The organism is Sorangium sp. So ce381, from assembly GCF_051473845.1.
In the GTDB taxonomy this organism is placed as follows: Bacteria; Myxococcota_A; Polyangia; order Polyangiales; family Polyangiaceae; genus Sorangium; species Sorangium atrum.
The window spans coordinates 11,580,610-11,597,063 of record NZ_CP150336.1; the positions used below are offsets into that span (position 1 = coordinate 11,580,610).

A 16,454-nucleotide genomic window follows, 5' to 3' on the forward strand; every position below is an offset into this window, starting at 1 on the left:
GATGGAGCGGGTGGTGCAAGCGGAGCCGGCGGTACCGGCGGCGGCGATGGTGCAAACGGAGCTGACAGCACCGGCGGGGGCGATGGTGCAAGCGGAGCCGACGGTACCCGCGGCGGCGATGGTGCAAGCGGAGCCGACGGTGGTGGAGTGACGGGCCCTGGCCAGGATTGCCTCGGTGACGGTGAGGAGAACGGGGAAGGCGAGTATGTCGGGGCGGTGCTCACCCGAGTGGCGGGTAGGTCGCCCGGCGCGGGTTGAGGTGCGGGTCTTCCGACGCTCAACCAGCGTTGCGCCGTGCCGGACAGCGTGTTCAGGGCCTGCGCGGCGCGGAATGCCGACTCCGGCCGGCTGAGCTGGAAGACAAGACGGAGCCCAGTCGGCGACGAGATCGTCAGCTCGCCGTAACGCAGAACAGGGAGCTGATAGTTGTCCTTGAAGCGGAGATCCGGTGATCCGTCCTTGCAGACGAAGCGCCACGTCATCGCGACGACCTCGCCATCGCGCGGCGTAGGTCCATCCTCGATGAATCGGGTCTCTGCTGCCATCGCCGTGAGTTGCTCATACGGCAATGCTGCTACCCGCCCGTTCTCCCAGAGAAGCAATCGGTCTGGAAGGAAGAGGAGTTGTTGTGGGCCCGCCGGAATGGTCCAAGACTCGAGGTTCGTCTCCACCCCGGCGTGGGTCCCGCGCACGCAGCTCGTTGGTGTTCGGCGGAGCAGCGTCGTCGCACCGGCGTTCCGACGCGCATCGCCGGTCGGTGCGGCGTGGTATACGTGCCACACTCCCGCACTGTGGGCGAGCGCCTCGCCGGCCGCCGAAGCGAGAGCAAAGCGCTCCATCGCGGCAGGGTCGTCGACGTCGTAGATCAGTCGCGCAATCCGCTGCTCCTCGCTCCACCTACGCACGGGGAAGCCGGCAACGACGAGGACGAGCGCGATCGCGAAGGTTCCTCCGACGCCTGCGGAGGTCATCACGAGGAGGACGAGGACGAGCCCGCTGATCCAGTACGCCTTGAACCAGTCGAAGGCAGTCGGCCGGGCTTCAATCTCACGAGCTATCTCGTCCGGAGATAGCTGCTGGAGCGAGGCTACGGAAGCTGTCGTGATAAACCCGGACGGCGAGTAGCCACTCGGGATCGGAGTCTGGGGGGGTAGTTGTGCCGGCGCGCTCGAACTATCGCTGGCTTTCTGCCGGTATTGAAAGCCGCCCGGGGACAGCGTTACGTAGGTGCCGCGCGGTCCGAACGCAACACGCGCGCCTCGCACACCCGCAGAGAGGACAACCCCGGGATAGGACACGTTGGCGCGGATGGGTTCCATCCGCAGTACCCGTCGAAAGACGCCCATTCCGCCCTGCCCAGCTATCGCCCCGCTCGCGCGTAACCTCTAACTTGAGTTCGGTGCCTCCAGGTTGGCCGCCTAGTGATGGCGTTGGTGGCCTCGGAGGCGATGGGGCATCGAGACGCATATCAGACTTCTTACAGTCCAAAAAGCAGAAATCCAGCCAGTCCAATGAGGCGGGATGCGACCAGTCAGTACATGTGCGGATGGACATGTGCGAGGTCTTCTTACCTCTAGCAGGCATCAAGCGACAGTAACTTTAGCTCTCCGGCACTCTTGCTGAAGGTACTCTATTGAGCTTGCCTGGAGTTGCATGAGTCGCAGGGGAGGGGAACCTTCAGGGCTTGCTGATTCACCGAAGGTGGCAGGCGGCCGAGCATACTGGCGATGGTCGGGCGGGCCCCTGAGTTATCGAAGTGCCCGAGCTCCCGTTTCTCTTCCTGCCACAGATCTGAAGCTCGAGCGTGTGCACAGCCAGGCGGGAACACTGCCGCTTGGGTGGGCCGGGTGCTGCGAGCGAGATCCAGGAAGCCCGCCGCGTTGTTCGCCGGCCATCTTGCATCCCCAGGTGCCTCACGAACCTGGCCGCGCTCGAACGTTACCGTGACGGTTCCTGCGCCGTCGGATGCGATGAGGCACAGGCTCCCGACCTTGCTTCGTGATGAGCCGACGTCGATCCCCAGCCATGCTCCCTTTCGGAAAGTCACGTCCTGCTTATGTTGTGCTTTCGCCGCGAAGTCACGCCGCGGCCGCGGCCGGGGTCGCCATGAACGAGCTCCTCGGGAAGTAGCACGTGACAGCGACCAGAAGACACCTCTCGCCCGCTCCGAAGTATCATCCCCCGGCCGGTGACTTCCCCGTTCCTCGAGGCCCCCGAATCCGCCTGGGTGGCGAGCAACGCGCTCGCCTTCGCGCTGCGCGACCGCTTCCCGGTCAGCCTCGGCCATACGCTCGTCGTCCCGCGCCGCCTCGTCCCGACCTGGTTCGACGCCACCGCCGAGGAGCGCGTCGCGATCTTCGAGCTGGTCGACACGGTCAAGCGGGACCTCGACGCCGAGCTCCACCCGGACGGCTACAACGTCGGGATCAACGCCGGCGAGGCCGCAGGGCAGACCGTGATGCACCTGCACGTCCACGTGATCCCGCGCTTCCGCGGCGACGTGGACGACCCGCGCGGCGGCGTGCGCCACGTCATCCCGGGCCGGGGGAACTACCTCGCCGGGCGAGCCCCGCCGCTCGCGACCGGCGGCGCCGAGGACCCCTTCTTGCGTCACCTCGCGCCGGTCTTCGCGCGCGCGACCGACATCGCCATCGTCTCGGCCTTCGTCCAGGAGCGCGGCCTCGATGTGCTGGAAAGCCACGTGTTCGCGGCCCTCGCGCGCGGCGCTCGCGTCCGGCTCGTCACCGGCGATTACCTCCACATCACCCAGGCCACGGCGCTCGCCGAGCTGCTCGACTGGGCCGGCGGCAACGCCGCCCTTTCGGGCGCGGAAAGTACCCGGGGCAGCTTCGAGGCGCGCGTGGTCGAGGTCGACACGCTTCCCGGCAAGATCCGCTCGTTCCACCCCAAGTCGTGGCGCTTCGAGGGCCCGGGCTTCGGCGCCGTGTTCGTCGGATCGAGCAACATCTCCCGCGCCGCGCTCGGTCCCGGCATCGAGTGGAATCTCCGCGTCGACCGCCAGCGCGATCCGGACGCCTACCGGGCCGCCGCCGACGCCTTCGAGCGCTGGTGGTCCCGCGCCCGGCCGCTCACGGCCGACTGGGTCGATAGCTACGCCGGACGCGCGCGGCAGGCCACTGTGGGCCTGCCGCCCGGCGAGGAGGACGCCGAGCCCATCGTGCCCGCGCCTCCGCCGCACGCCGTCCAGCGCGAGGCGCTCGCTGCGCTGCACCGCAGCCGCGCCGAGGAGGGGCGGCGCCGCGCGCTCGTGGTGCTCGCCACCGGCCTGGGCAAGACGTACCTCGCCGCGCTCGATGTCGAGGCCTGGGCCGAGCACCACGGCCGCCGTCCGCGCGTCCTCGTGCTCGCCCACCGCGAGGAGCTCCTCGTCCAGGCCGCCCGGACCTTCCGTCGCCTCCTGCGGGGCCGCACCGCGCGCTTCGGCTGGTTCGCCGGGAGCGCCGGTGAGCTGTCCGGCGATGTGGTCTTCGCCTCGGTGCAGAAGCTGTCTCGTCCCGAGCATCTCGCGCGCCTCGTCCCGGGGAGCTTCGACTACGCCATCGTGGACGAGGTCCATCACGGCACCGCGCCGAGCTACCGCGCCATCCTGGACCGGCTCGAGCCGGCCTTCTTGCTCGGCCTGACCGCCACGCCCGAGCGCGCCGACGGCGCGGATGTCGTCGGGCTGTTCGACGATCACGTCGCCTACCGGGCGGACATCGGCGCCGGCATCGAGCGGAAGCTGCTCGTCCCCTTTGCGTATTTCGGCCTCAGGGACGAGACCGATTACCGCGCTGTCACCTTCCAGAACCGGAGGTTCGATCCAGGAGAGCTGGAGAAGGCCATCGACACGGATCGACGCCTCGAGCAGATGTGGCGCGCGTGGCAGGAGCACCCGGGAGAGCGCACGCTCGTGTTCTGCTGCTCGATCCGGCACGCGCACCATGCCTGCGACTTCCTTGCCGCCCGAGGTGTTCGCGTCGTCGCGGTCCATTCCGGTCCAGAATCGGCGCCGCGCGAGGAGGCCCTGGCGGATCTCATCACTGGCGAGCTCGATGCGCTGTGCGCTGTCGATCTCTTCAACGAGGGCATCGATCTGCCGAACGTCGATCGCGTGGTGATGCTCCGTCCCACGGAGTCGCCGGTCGTCTTCTTGCAGCAGCTCGGCCGCGGCCTGCGCGTCGCGGACGGGAAGGCGCGCCTCACCGTGCTCGACTTCGTGGGCAATCACCGCGTCTTCCTCGACCGCGTGCGGACGCTGGTCTCGCTCGGCTCCGAGCCGTCCGATCTGCGCGATTTCCTTGGCGGCATCGGCGCCGCGCGCCTGCCGCCGGGCTGCACGGTGGACCTCGATCTCGAGGCCAAAGATCTCTTGCTCAGCCTGCTTCCTGCCCGCGGAAAGAGCGAGGTGGAGCGCGCGTACCGCGATCTCCGCGACGCGCGCGGCGAGCGCCCGACGGCCGGCGAGCTGTTCCGGATGGGCTACCGGCCTGCCACGCTGCGGCCAGCCCACCAGGGCTGGTTCGATTTCGTGGCTTCCGAAGGCGATCTGAGCACCCCGGAGCTCGAGGTCCTTCGCGCCGCCGGCGCGTGGCTCCGGGAGCTCGAGGTCACCGCGATGAGCAAGTGTTACAAGATGGTCACGCTCGAAGCGCTTCTCGAGACGGGTACCCTCTTCGACGGGATCTCGATCGTCGAGCTCGCGCGCAGGAGCCAATCCATTCTCGCCCGCTCTCCGGAGCTCTCCCGCGATCTCGACGGCGTGGCCGAGCTGGGCGGCGGCCCGAGGTTCTACGAGCCGCGCTTCGTCACCTACTGGAAGGAAAACCCCATCGCCGCGTGGACGGGCGCGCGAGGTCGCCGCTGGTTCGCGCTCGACGGGGACCGCTTCGTCTCGAAGCTCTCCTGTCCTCCAGGCGACGAGGAGGCCTTCGCCGCGATGACGCGGGAGCTCGTCGACTACCGGCTCGCCATGTACCGCGCGCGCCACCGCGAGGACGGCTCCGGCGCGTCGTTCTCGGCCAAGGTGCTGTGGAACAAGCGCGACCCCATCCTCAAGCTGCCCTCGCGCGCAGCCCGCCCTGACCGCCCTTCAGGGGACGTCGACGTCCGCCTTCCGGACGGCGAGGTGTGGCGCTTCCGCTTCATGAAGGAGTTCTGCAACGTCGCGCACCGCGTGGGCTCGCAGCGCAACGAGCTCCCGGATCTGATGCGCGGCTGGTTCGGCCTCGCCGCCGGCCGCCCCGGAACGGCGTTCCACGTGCGCTTCGTCCGCTCGCCCGATGGGCTATGGGTCGAGCCGGAGAGCCCCGAAGGGATCTCCACGGCGCCGCGCGGCGCGCTCATCGCTTTCCCCGATCTACGCGCGGCGGCCGGCGCCGCGGGCGCGCCGACGGAGCTCTCTCCCGAGGCCGAGACGGTGCGGCTCCCGATCGTGGCCGCGCGTGGCGATGGGCTCTTTGCGGTGCGCGCTTCGGGCGACTCGATGGACGGCGGGCAGCGTCCGATCCGCGACGGGGACTGGCTGATCATGAGGTTTGCGCGCGGCGCCTCGTACGGTGCGCTGGACGGCAAGGTGGCGCTGCTTCAGGTACCCGACCGCGATCTGGGGTTTGCCTACCAGATCAAGCGGATCGTGCGCGATCGGTCGCAATGGTGGCTCCGCTCGGACAATCCGGATGGGCCATCGTACGAGGCCACGGTCGAGACAGTGCCTATCGCGCTCCTGGTCGAGGTGGTCCGCCCCGAGGACATCGGCCCGAGCGCCGGCGAGCGCTTCGAGGACGACGAGGCCGCAGCCCGCGCGTTCGGACTGGAGGAGCCGCCGCGGAGCGGCCGTGTCGGCGGTCACCTCTTCTTCTGTCTGGACACGCCCGGAGCGCTGGTCACGCCCGATCGCATTCGATCGCCGGTGCCAACCCAGGAGCGCCGTCCTGGGGAGACGGCCTTCGTGCTCGCGCGGCCGCCCGGCGAGCCCGCCTGGCGATACCTTGGCGTGGCCCGTTACCTCGATGAGGAGGGACTCTGGGCCTGTCCGGGGATCGACCATGCCACGTACCGCGCCCTGGGATCAGGCCGCGCGGTGTCCCGATCGCTCCCGGCGGGGACCCGCGAGCGCGCGCGGGCACTCGTGGAGGAGCTGCTCCGGCGGCCCGGCGCGGGCGCCTTCGTGGAGCGGGACGGCGGGCGGTGCAGGATCGTCGGCCGGGCCGACGGAGGTGGGCTGCGCATCGACGGTGGCCCGGGCGGCTTCGCGGAGCGGACGGTGTCGCTGACCGATCTCGCGTGGGTGATCGTCGCGCGCGACGACGTCAGGAAAAACGGCGGACTGCTGGACGAACAGCGGGTCAATCGGCTGCGCTATCTCGAGGGGACGCCGCGGGCATCGACGCGGTGGATCGACACGGGATGGGCGCTTGTGCTTGCGACGGCCGGCGAAGGGTGATGGCGGCGTGGAGGGCGGGCTCGCAGCGGCTCGTCGCATTCCCTGGCAGCTCGTCGCAACCCGTGCCGATCGCCATGCCCGGTCCGCAATGCCTGACCTTTCTGCAGCGGCTATTGCAGGACTCCTTCCTTTGAGGCGTGCTATCGCGTTGCCCGCCTTCGCCGCGCCAGTAGCTCCTGCATAATAACGACGTGCGGCCAGCCGGTTCGGCCATCGTGCCGCCCCCGCCATCAGCACAGCCGCCATGACCGCACGGACGTACGCTCCGCAAAGGCGACCTTGCTCGACGGACACGCTGCCCCGCGATAGCAATTGAACTACCCCGGGGGATCACGTCACCCGGGCGGCGCGACATGAGCGTAAGGGCGCGCACGCAGGACACGGCTCTTGAACACGAGGCCGCGCTCAGCGTGTGCGGGGGAGGTGAGAGCCTATGTTGAGCGGTGCTGATGTTTCCGTCCACCAGGGGAATATCCAGTGGGACGCGTTCGCCTCACGGCTCGATTTCGTCTTCATCCGGGCGACGTACGGGACGGAGGGGGTCGACAGGAGGTTCGCAACCAACCGGGCCGAGGCCGCGCGCTGCGGGATCCTCCGGGGGTACTATCACTACGCATTGCCGCGCCTCGACCCCGCCGAGCAGGCGCAGAAGCTCTGCAGCGTTGTCGGCGATCTCGAGCCCGGGGAGCTCGACATCGTGCTCGATCTCGAGGAGACGCAGCACGCCGGCAACAACGGCCATGTCTGGACGCCGCAGGACACCCTGGCTCTTCAGGCGTGGACCCGCCGCTTCGTCCAGGAGGTGAAGTCGCGCTACCCGGGCCGCTCGGTCATCCTCTATACCCGCCATGACTTCTGGCACGATTGCCTCGGCGGCAGCTCCGAGTTCGTCGACTGCCCGCTCTGGATCGCGAACTATACCTACGGACTCGACTCGTTGCGGGCGAGGCCCCCGGCCAACCCGAAGGACTGGGCGGACTGGGCGCACAAGAAGCCGCTCAGCGCATGGGACCCCTGGTCCGCGTGGTCGTTCTGGCAGATCACCGCCAGGGCCGTGATGCCGGGCATCCGGACCAACACGGTGGACGCCAACCTGTTCAATGGAACGGTGAGCGAGCTGCGGCGCCTCGCCCGGCTCGAGGCCGGGTCCGTGACGTCCGAGCCGCTGCCCACGGCCGACGCGCTCTGCCAGAAGCTGCTCTCGCAGGCGGACGACAGATACATCTTCGGCCACGAGGTGCGGCTGACCGATCCCAATCCCTCTGCATTCGATTGCTCCGAGCTCATCGAGTGGGGCTGCGCCCAGCTCGCCGTCGAGCCCACGATGCCCGACGGCTCCTGGATGCAGGCGCGCCACGTGAAGGCGGCGCGGCTGCTCATGCCGGTGGACACGGCGATCGCGACCCGCGGCGCCCTCCTGTTCCGCTTCTCGGCGGACCCGTTCGCGGGCGGGCGCCCCGAGCACGCCCACGTGGCCATGAGCCTGGGCGACGGGCGCACCATCGAGGCGCGCGACACCGCGCATGGCGTCGGGGTGTTCCCGGCCCTGGACCGCGGCTGGACGCACGCGGGCCGGATACCGGGCCTCGACTACGGCGCCGCGCCGCCCGGCGGCGGGCTCGCGCGCGGCGCAAAGGGGCCCGAGGTGAAGGCCTGGCAACAGCACCTGTTGCTGTGGCGCGCCGGGATCCTGCCGCGGTTCGGCGCGGACGGCGACTTCGGCGAGGAGACCGAGGCGGCCACGCGGATCTTCCAGCAGGAGATGGGGTTGCCCGTGACCGGCGCGGTCGGGCCCGAGACGCGCGACGCCATGCAGCGCGCGCTGCCGCGCCCGCCCTGCGCCCTCGAGCTGCCGCGCGCGCTGGGCCGAGCGCTCCTGGGCGTCGTCGGCCGGGGGGTGGCCGCGAGAGGCGCGGTGCGCGCGGCGGGGCCGCAGGCAGAGCTCCAGGGAGCGGCGGGCGGGCCCACGGCGGTGGCGACTCCGGGCTACGACGCGGCCGGCACCCGCAGCTACACGTTCGCGCAGAGCGGCTTCCGGTTCACGGTGACGGCCACCCCCGAGCCGGTCGCGGCGGCCCGGGCGAACGACGCCGGGGGCGCCGTGGCGTTCTTCGCGTCGAGCCAGGCGCAGCCCGCGTCCGCGCAGCTGGCATCCGTGTTCGACGGGACGGGCCTCGACTGGCTGCCGCCGCGCGATCCGGGCGCGCTGACCGGCACGACGTTCTACGAGCAGGTCCGGGGCCTGTCGCTCGCGGCGCGGGAGGAGCTCTTTCTGCAGGAGGTGCTGCGGGGGAACGTGCCCGGCTTCCTGCGCCGCTTCCATCGCGTCACGGTGGAGGCGCCCGCCGGAAAGCGGGGCGTCGCGTACGTGTGCGCCGACTACCTGGCGATCGGCTCGGACACCGATTTCCTGCGCATGCCGCTCACCGGCGTCACCGCCCAGCGCGTCGCGGATGCGTGCGGCTGCGTGCTGCCGACGAAGAAGCTCGTGAAGGACATCTATGCCGCCTCGCGGAAGCAGACGGCCATCCCGTTCGATCCCCAGGACGGCACCCGGGTGGAGCGCTTTCGTGACCACCAGCTGGCCATCGAGCAGCACCGGGTCGGCGAGCTCGGCGAGCTGCTCGCGGGACACAAGAAGGACGTCGTGGTGACGAACCGGTTGCACCACTACGCGCGCCGGCTCGCGATCTACGGCTTCTACAAGGCGGACGGCAAGCCGTGGCAGCCGCTGGACACGTCGCTCCGGCGGCGGCTGCCGCACGAGGACACCTACGTCGACTACAGCCACGGGGTGCGGCTGATCGGCGGCCTGATGGCCCTCGGGTCGGAGCAGCGCTGCGTGGCCGACGTCCTGCTCGACCCGGCGCTGTGCGGTCTCGTGAGCGACGAGGGGATCATCAGCGTTCCGAGGTACGAAGTGCACCCGCTCGGGTGACCCGTGCGGTCGTGTTGCCGCGGCCGAACCTCGGAGAGGGGTGAGGGGAGGGGGAGGGGCGAGGGGCGAGGGGCGGAGTGAAACTCAGCTACACTCATCCGGTAGCAGGAGGAGTCCCCGCGATGGAGCTGAGACGCACGAAGGCCATGGGCGGTCACGGCAGCCTGATCGACGCGCTCGCGTCGGTCAGCGAAGCGGAGCTGCTCGACGCGGTCGTCGCGCTCTCGAGGCCGCGGCACATGTTCCGCCAGCGCGCGGAGAACCGCCGCGCTGCGCAGCACGTCGCGGCTGCGCTCGAGGAACGGGGCTACGCGGTAGAGATCGAGGGCGAGCTCGGGAACGTGGTCGCGACGCCTCGGGATCCGGTCGATCGCCCGATGATCCTCGTCGGGGCGCACTACGACAGCGTGCCCGACACGCCCGGCGCCGACGACAACGCGAGCGGGATCGCCGCGATGCTCGCCTGCGCGAGGGCGCTCTCGCGCTTCGAGCCGGCCCCGCCGGTGGGCTTCGTGGCCTGGAACGGCGAGGAGGACGGGCTGCTCGGCAGCGTCGAGTTCGTGGCGCGCCATCGAGCGCAGGGCGGGGGGCCGATCGCCGCCGTGCACGTGCTCGAGATGGTCGGCTTCGCGAGCCACGAGCCGGGATCCCAGCGGATGCCGGTCCCGGTCCCCGGCGCGCCGGACGTCGGCGACTTCATCGGGCTGCTCACGAACCAGCGCTCGAACCACCTCGTGGAGCTCGCCGCGAAGCAGGCAGAGGCGATGGTGCCCGAGCTGCCGGTCGTGGGCCTCAAGGTCTACCTCGGCCTCGAAGAATGGCTCCCCGTGCTCCACCGGAGCGATCACTCGCCGTTCTGGAAGGCGAAGATCCCCGCCATGCTCTGGACCGACACGGCGGAGTTCCGCAACCCGAACTACCACCGCCCGACGGACACCCCCGAGACGCTCGACTACGGCTTCATGCGCCGCGTGACGCAGCTCGTCCTCGCGACGGTGATGCGGCAGGTCCGTACCGGCTGATCCCCCGATCCCCCGGCTGTACGACCATGTTGTCCTCGACGCGAGGAGATACGCGCCGAGCGCGGGCGCCACGCTGCGCCGGGTGGCGACGAGCGGACACCTCGCGTCCGCTTCGACGTACCATCCGCCGGTCGATGGATTGTAAAAGGAGATCCCGATGGTCATCGAGCTGACCCCGAGCTTCGAGGTGGTCGACGCGCGCTTCCGCAAGCTCGCGCTCCCGCACGTGCACGTCGACAAGCTGTACACGGGCTGCCGCTGGGCGGAGGGGCCGGCGTGGTTCCCAGCAGGGCGCTACCTCGTCTGGTCGGACATCCCGAACGACCGGATGATGCGCTGGGACGAGACCGACGGCTCGGTCTCGGTGTTCCGGCAGCCCGCGATGAACACCAACGGCCACACGGTCGATCTGCAGGGCCGCCTCGTGTCGTGCGAGCACCGCGGCCGCTGCGTCTCGCGCACCGAGCACGACGGCTCGCGCACGGTGCTCGCGTCGCACTTCGAGGGCAAGCGGCTGAACTCGCCGAACGACGTGATCGTGAAGTCCGACGGCAGCGTCTGGTTCAGCGACCCGAGCTACGGCATCGACGGCGACTACGAAGGCGACGCGTCGCCCAACGAGCAGGGCGCGCAGCGCGTCTATCGCCTCGACCCGGGCTCCGGCGCGCTCACGGTCGTCGCGGACGACTTCGTGCAGCCCAACGGCCTCGCCTTCTCGCCGGACGAGTCGCTGCTGTACATCGCCGACACAGGCGCGACGCACGTGAAGGGCGGCCCGCACCACGTGCGCAAGTTCCGCGTCGACGCGAAGGGCACGCTGACCGGCGGCGAGGTGTTCGCGACCTGCCCGGTCGGCCTGTACGACGGCTTCCGCGTCGACGTGCACGGCAACCTGTGGCTGTCGGCCGGCGACGGCGTGCACTGCCACGCGAGCGACGGCGCGCTCCTCGGAAAGGTGCTGATCCCCGAGACGGTGTCCAACGTCTGCTTCGGCGGCGCCAAGCGCAACCGCCTGTTCATCTGCGGCACGACCTCGCTGTATTCGGTCTACCTGAACACCCGCGGCGCCGGGCGCTAGTCATCGTCCCTCTTGATGTTGCCGGCCGTAGACGAGCAGCATGGCGATGATCACGGCGCCGTAGATGATCTGGCGGCCGGCCTCGGGCATCTGCAGCACGCTGAGCATGCTCTGGAGCAGCACGATCAGGATGGTGCCGAGGACGGTACCGAGGTACGTCCCGCGCCCGCCCATGATGTTGGTTCCGCCGATCACCACCGCGGCGATGGCCGGCATGAGGTAGTCGTTGCCCATGGCCTGATAGGCCTTGTGCGAAAAACCCGCCAGCAGCATGCCGGTCATGGCGGAGCACACGCCGCACATCACGAAGGCGCCGATCAGCACGAAGTGCGTTCTGACGCCCGAGAGGTAGACGGCCTGCTCCTGGTTGCCCACGGCATAGATGTAGCGACCGAGCGCTGTCTTCTTCAGCACGAAGGTGCCGACGCCGCCGACAAGGATCCAGACGAACAGCGAGTTCGGGATGGAGAGCGTCCTGCCCACGGCCAGGACCTCCATCCACGCCGGCGCCTCGCTGCGCGGAGCGAAGCCGCCGGTGTAGAGCACCATCAGCCCCTGAAGCACGGTGTTCGTGCCCAGCGTGAAGATCATCGAGGGCACGCGCAGGTAGGCGACGCCGAGCCCGTTCACCAGGCCCGCGGCGGCGCCGACGGCCAGGCCGCAGGGCAACGCGGCCCAGCCGCCGAGCCCCGCGGCCAGCATCGCGCTCGAGGTGAGCACCCACGGCAGCGAGAGATCGATGTGACCGAGCAGGATCACGATCATCATCCCCGTGGCGGCCACGCCCAGGAAGGCCGCGATCTGCAGCTGTTGCAGGATGTAGTACGGGCTCAGGAAGCTCAGCGTGCCCTGGGTGATCAGCGTGCCGATCGAGCCGCCCGCGAGGACGACGCCGATCGACAGCAGCGTGTACCAGGTCGGCTTGTCGATCTCGCCGAGTCGGCTCTTGAGGGAGAGAGGCTGTTGCATCGAGCTCACCTGAAGACCTGCAGCCGGTTCTTCACGCGGATGACCCAGAGCGCGCCGAGGCAGACGGCCGCGAGCAGGATGAGGCCCTCGAACAGCGGCTGGTAGAGCGGATTGGCGAGGAGGCCCAGCGCGGAGCCCTCGTCGAAGACGCGGAAGTTGAAGGCGACGGAGCGCAGCACGAGCGCGCCGAAGAGCGATCCGATGGCGCCGCCGATCCCTCCGTAGAGCGAGGTGCCCCCGATCACGACGCTGGCGATGGAGTTCAGCGTGTAGGAGCCGGCCTGTGGGATGTCGGCGTTGCCCGACGTCGTCTGCAGCGCGAGGTAGAGGCCGCCGACGCTGGCGAAGAACCCAGACAGCGTGTACGCGGCCAGCTTGACGCGCTTGATGCGGACGCCCGACATGTACGCCGCCTCCTGCGACGCGCCGACGGCGTAAGCGCCGAGGCCGTAGCGGGTGCGGCGGTAATAGGTCCAGAGCAGCGCGAGCAGCGCCATCCAGATCGCGGGCGATGGGATCGTGCCGACGAAGCCCAGCGCGCCGTCGAGGGGGGCGGCGCCCGCGGCCTGCAGCAGCTCGTTGAGATCGAAGGTGGCCGCGAACGCCAGATCGCCGTCGACCTGGCCGCCGGGCGTCGGCCTCAGGAACAGCGCGACGCCGAGGAAGATCGTGCCCGAGGCCAGCGTGGCGATGATCGGTTGCAGGCGGCCGTAGACGACCAGGCAGCCGTTGAGGAGGCCCGCCGCCATGCCCACGGCCAGACACAGCAGGATGCCCAGGAACATCGTGAGCGCGCTGCCGGCAAGGACGTGCGAGGCCACGCAGTTGACGAGCGTGATCACCGCGCCCACGGACAGATCCAGGCCGCCGGTCAGCACGGGGATCGTCTGGGCCATGGCCGCCGCTACCAGAACGAACGATTCGTTGGCGTTCTGCCCCACCAGCGACGCGCTGAAGCCCTTGGGATGGGACAACGAGTAGAGCCCGTAGAACAAGATGCACAGACCGACGGCCACGAGGAGGCCCTGGTTCTGGCGCAGGCGGAGCTTCCAGTCCTTCATCGTGCCTCCGATGGCGCGGGTTCGTCGTCGCGCCTCGCGCGCTCAGGCCCGCCGCGCAGACCGAGGGCCAGGTCCAGGATGTTCTTTTCGGTGATGTCGGGTCCCACGAGCTCGCCCTGAACGCGGTTCCGGTAGAGGACCAGCACGCGGTCACAGCAGCCGATCAGCTCGTCGTAGTCCGTTGTGTAGAAGAGGATGGACGTGCCGGCGTCCGCCAGCTCGCGGAGCAGCTGGTAGATCTCCTGCTTCGTGCCGACGTCGATGCCGCGGGTGGGATCGTTGAGCATCAGCAGCCGCGGCTCCGTCATCAGCCACTTGGCCAGCACGACCTTCTGCTGATTGCCCCCGGACAGCGACGACACGGGGTGGTCGAGCGAGCCGATCTTGATCTGGATGCGGCGCACCATCTCGTCGACGCGCGCGGCCTCGCGCCGGCGGTCGAGCACCAGGCCGCTCGTGAACTTGTCGAGCGACGCCAGCGACAGGTTCGCGGCGATGGCCATCGGCAGCATCAGGCCTTCGGTCTTCCTGTCTTCGGGCACGAGGGCGATGCCGTGCGCGCGGTCCTTGGCCTGGCGCGGGCTCGTCAGCTTGACCGGCTTGCCGTCGATCTTGATCTCGCCGCGAACATCCTTGAGCACGCCGAACAAGCTGAGCAACAGCTCGCGCTGGCCCTGGCCGTCGAGCCCTCCGATGCCGAGGATCTCGCCCTTGCCGAGCTTGAACGACACGTCCTCGAGCTGCCGCTCCCAGCTCAGGCCGCTCACCTCGAGCAGCGTCGCAGGGAAGCTGCGGGCCGCCGGCTTCGGCGGGAAGACGTGGCCCATGTCACGGCCGATCATGAGCTCCACGATCTGGTCGTCGCTGCGCCGGCCCTTGGCGAAGGTCTCGATGTGCCGGCCGTTGCGGAAGACGGACATCACGTCCGCGAGCTCCTTGATCTCGTGCATGCGGTGCGAGATGTAGAGCATGCCGACGCCCTGAGCCTTGAGCTCGGCCAGGAGGTCGTAGACCTTCTTGACGTCGCTGTTGGTCAGGGCGGAGGTGGCCTCGTCCAGGATCAGCAGCCGGGGATTCTTGCCGAGCGCCTTCGCGATCTCGACCATCTGGCGGCGCGAGAGCGGCAGGTCGCTCACCCAGGCGTTCGGGTTCACGCCCTCGCAGCCGACGCGCGCCAGGAGCTCCTCGGCCCTGCGGACCTGCGCCTTGCGATCGAAGAGCCCCAGGCGGCTCGTCGGCATGGAGATGCCGATGTTCTCGGCCACGGTCAGCGTCGGCATCAGGGACAGCTCCTGAAAGACGCAGACGATGCCGGCGGCGTTCGCCTCGATCGGGTGGTCGAACCGGACCGGCTTGCCGTGGAGCAACAGCTCTCCGGCGCTCGGCTTGACCACGCCGCCGATGATCTTGATCAGGGTGCTCTTGCCCGCGCCGTTCTCGCCGAGGATCGCGTGCACCTTCCCCGCCTCGCAGGCGAAGTCGACGCCGCTCAGGGCGGTGACTCCGCCATAGTGCTTGGAGACGGCCCGGAGCTCGAGAAGCGGAGGGCTCACCGGTTCGGTCATGATGCTGGGGGGGCCCGCGGGGCGCTACTTCATGTCTACTTGACGTTTACTTGACGTCTACTTGACGTCTACTTCACGTCGGATTCCGACTCGTTCATGATCTTCACGCCCGAGATGTTGACCCCGCAGGGCGGGAACTCGTTGGGCGTGAAGAAGTTGTCGGAGAGCTGGGAGAAGAAGCTCTCGCCGTCCTTCAGCGTGGTGTGATCGGCGGCGGGGATCGGCACGGAGATCATCTGCGGCATCACCTTGCCCTGCAGGCCCTCGAGCGCCGCCTTCATCGCGATGGCCGCGAGCCCCGGCGACTGGCCGAGCGACAGGCCCTTCATGCCCTGTTCGTGGTGCTTCGCGATCAGCTTGCGCACGCCGTTCTCGGCCTCCGTGGCGACCGGGATCGGCTTGTGTCCCGCGTCGAGCAGCGCGCGGACGGCGCCCGTCGAGCCGCCCTGCGCGAAGAGCGCGTCGAACTGGCGGTGCACGGCCAGCGCGTCGGCCACCGCCTTCTGGGCCTTGCCGTCGTCCCAGCTGCCCACCACCTCCACGATGGTGTAGCTCTTCCCCGGCGCTTCCATGACCTGGCGGAAGCCGACGTGGCGGTCGCGATCGACGGAGTTGCCCTGCAGGCCGCGGACCTCGAGCACCTTGCCCTTGCCGCCGAGCTGCTTGTCGAGGAACTCGCCCCACTGGCGCCCCATCGCCAGCTGGTCCTCGTTGACCTGCATCACCTTGTCCGTGTCGAGCACGTTGTCGAACGGAACCAGGATGACGTCCTTCTTGTCGGCGAGCCGGATCACGCGATCGAAGCCGTCGGGGCTGACGGCGAGCGTGACGATGCCGTCGAAGCCCTGGTTGATGAAGTCCTCGATCGCGCCGAGCTGGGCCGCGACGTCGGTGCCGGTCGACACCACCTTGAACTCCTTGATCAGCGGCGCGATGGCCGGGTCCTTGGCGAAGGCCTTGGCCGTCTTGACCATCTGGATGCGCCAGGCGTTACCGACGTAGCCGTTGACGAGCGCGAGGCGGAACGGCGGCTTTCGCGCCGTCCACTGCAGATACTTGGTGTCCTGCTTCCACGGCGCGAAGCACTCCGGGTTATAGCCGGGCCCTGGAACGATCTTGGGCCCGTGCCCGCTCGGCGCCTGCTCGGCCGCGGCGCTGGCGGAGCCTCCTGAGGCCACGGCGCTGGCGGAGCCTCCCGCGGCCGGAGCGCTGTCGGGCTTGTCTTTGCAGGCAGAGAGACCCCAGAGCCCGAGCGCACAGCTCAACACCGCCATTGCGCGCCGCGCCGATCCACGTGACTTCAACTGGCCAATCGACATCGTGCCGCTACCTTTCGAGCAAAGAGACGTGGTCGGATGGAGATCTCTACGGCCCAT

9 protein-coding genes and 1 pseudogene are annotated in these 16,454 nt (G+C 69.3%); 5 read left to right on the plus strand and 5 right to left on the minus strand.

From position 1 onward, the window contains the following. The first annotated feature begins 13 nt into the window (after positions 1 to 13). Positions 14 to 151 (plus strand): hypothetical protein, encoded by a 138-nt coding sequence (locus WMF29_RS43490; protein WP_437331261.1) that lies wholly within the window; start codon positions 14 to 16, stop codon positions 149 to 151. Positions 152 to 1,202: 1,051 nt separating this feature from the next. Here WMF29_RS43490 and WMF29_RS43495 read toward each other — a convergent pair. After that, positions 1,203 to 1,346: pseudogene (locus tag WMF29_RS43495) on the minus strand (DUF4236 domain-containing protein); the annotation flags it as partial. 842 nt (positions 1,347 to 2,188) lie between these two features. On the opposite strand from WMF29_RS43495, the gene WMF29_RS43500 reads away from it, so the two are divergent. From WMF29_RS43500 to WMF29_RS43515, 4 genes are all read left to right on the plus strand, one after another. Next, positions 2,189 to 6,445, plus strand: a complete 4,257-nt coding sequence (locus tag WMF29_RS43500) for a DEAD/DEAH box helicase family protein (RefSeq protein WP_437325930.1) — start codon at positions 2,189 to 2,191, stop codon at positions 6,443 to 6,445. A gap of 433 nt (positions 6,446 to 6,878) precedes the next feature. After that, positions 6,879 to 9,383 (plus strand): GH25 family lysozyme, encoded by a 2,505-nt coding sequence (locus WMF29_RS43505; RefSeq protein WP_437325931.1) that lies wholly within the window; start codon positions 6,879 to 6,881, stop codon positions 9,381 to 9,383. A gap of 122 nt (positions 9,384 to 9,505) precedes the next feature. After that, positions 9,506 to 10,405, plus strand: coding sequence for a M20/M25/M40 family metallo-hydrolase (locus WMF29_RS43510; RefSeq protein ID WP_437325932.1), 900 nt, complete (start codon positions 9,506 to 9,508; stop codon positions 10,403 to 10,405). Positions 10,406 to 10,562: 157 nt separating this feature from the next. Then, the gene (locus tag WMF29_RS43515; protein WP_437325933.1) at positions 10,563 to 11,483 is read left to right on the plus strand and encodes an SMP-30/gluconolactonase/LRE family protein; all 921 of its coding nucleotides are present in this window, start codon (positions 10,563 to 10,565) and stop codon (positions 11,481 to 11,483) included. Here WMF29_RS43515 and WMF29_RS43520 read toward each other — a convergent pair whose 3' ends face one another. The 4 genes from WMF29_RS43520 to WMF29_RS43535 all read right to left on the minus strand — a co-directional run bounded on the left by WMF29_RS43520 (position 11,484) and on the right by WMF29_RS43535 (position 16,343). Beyond that, a complete protein-coding gene (locus tag WMF29_RS43520) occupies positions 11,484 to 12,452 on the minus strand; it encodes an ABC transporter permease (RefSeq protein WP_437325934.1) in 969 nt (322 codons plus the stop codon). Between the two features lie 5 nt (positions 12,453 to 12,457). Next, a complete protein-coding gene (locus tag WMF29_RS43525; RefSeq protein ID WP_437325935.1) occupies positions 12,458 to 13,513 on the minus strand; it encodes an ABC transporter permease in 1,056 nt (351 codons plus the stop codon). Continuing rightward, positions 13,510 to 15,078, minus strand: coding sequence for a sugar ABC transporter ATP-binding protein (locus WMF29_RS43530; protein ID WP_437325936.1), 1,569 nt, complete (start codon positions 15,076 to 15,078; stop codon positions 13,510 to 13,512). The genes WMF29_RS43525 and WMF29_RS43530 overlap by 4 nt, the downstream gene beginning before the upstream one ends. Positions 15,079 to 15,146: 68 nt before the next feature. After that, the gene (locus WMF29_RS43535; protein WP_437331230.1) at positions 15,147 to 16,343 is read right to left on the minus strand and encodes a sugar ABC transporter substrate-binding protein; all 1,197 of its coding nucleotides are present in this window, start codon (positions 16,341 to 16,343) and stop codon (positions 15,147 to 15,149) included. Between the last annotated feature and the right edge of the window lie 111 nt (positions 16,344 to 16,454).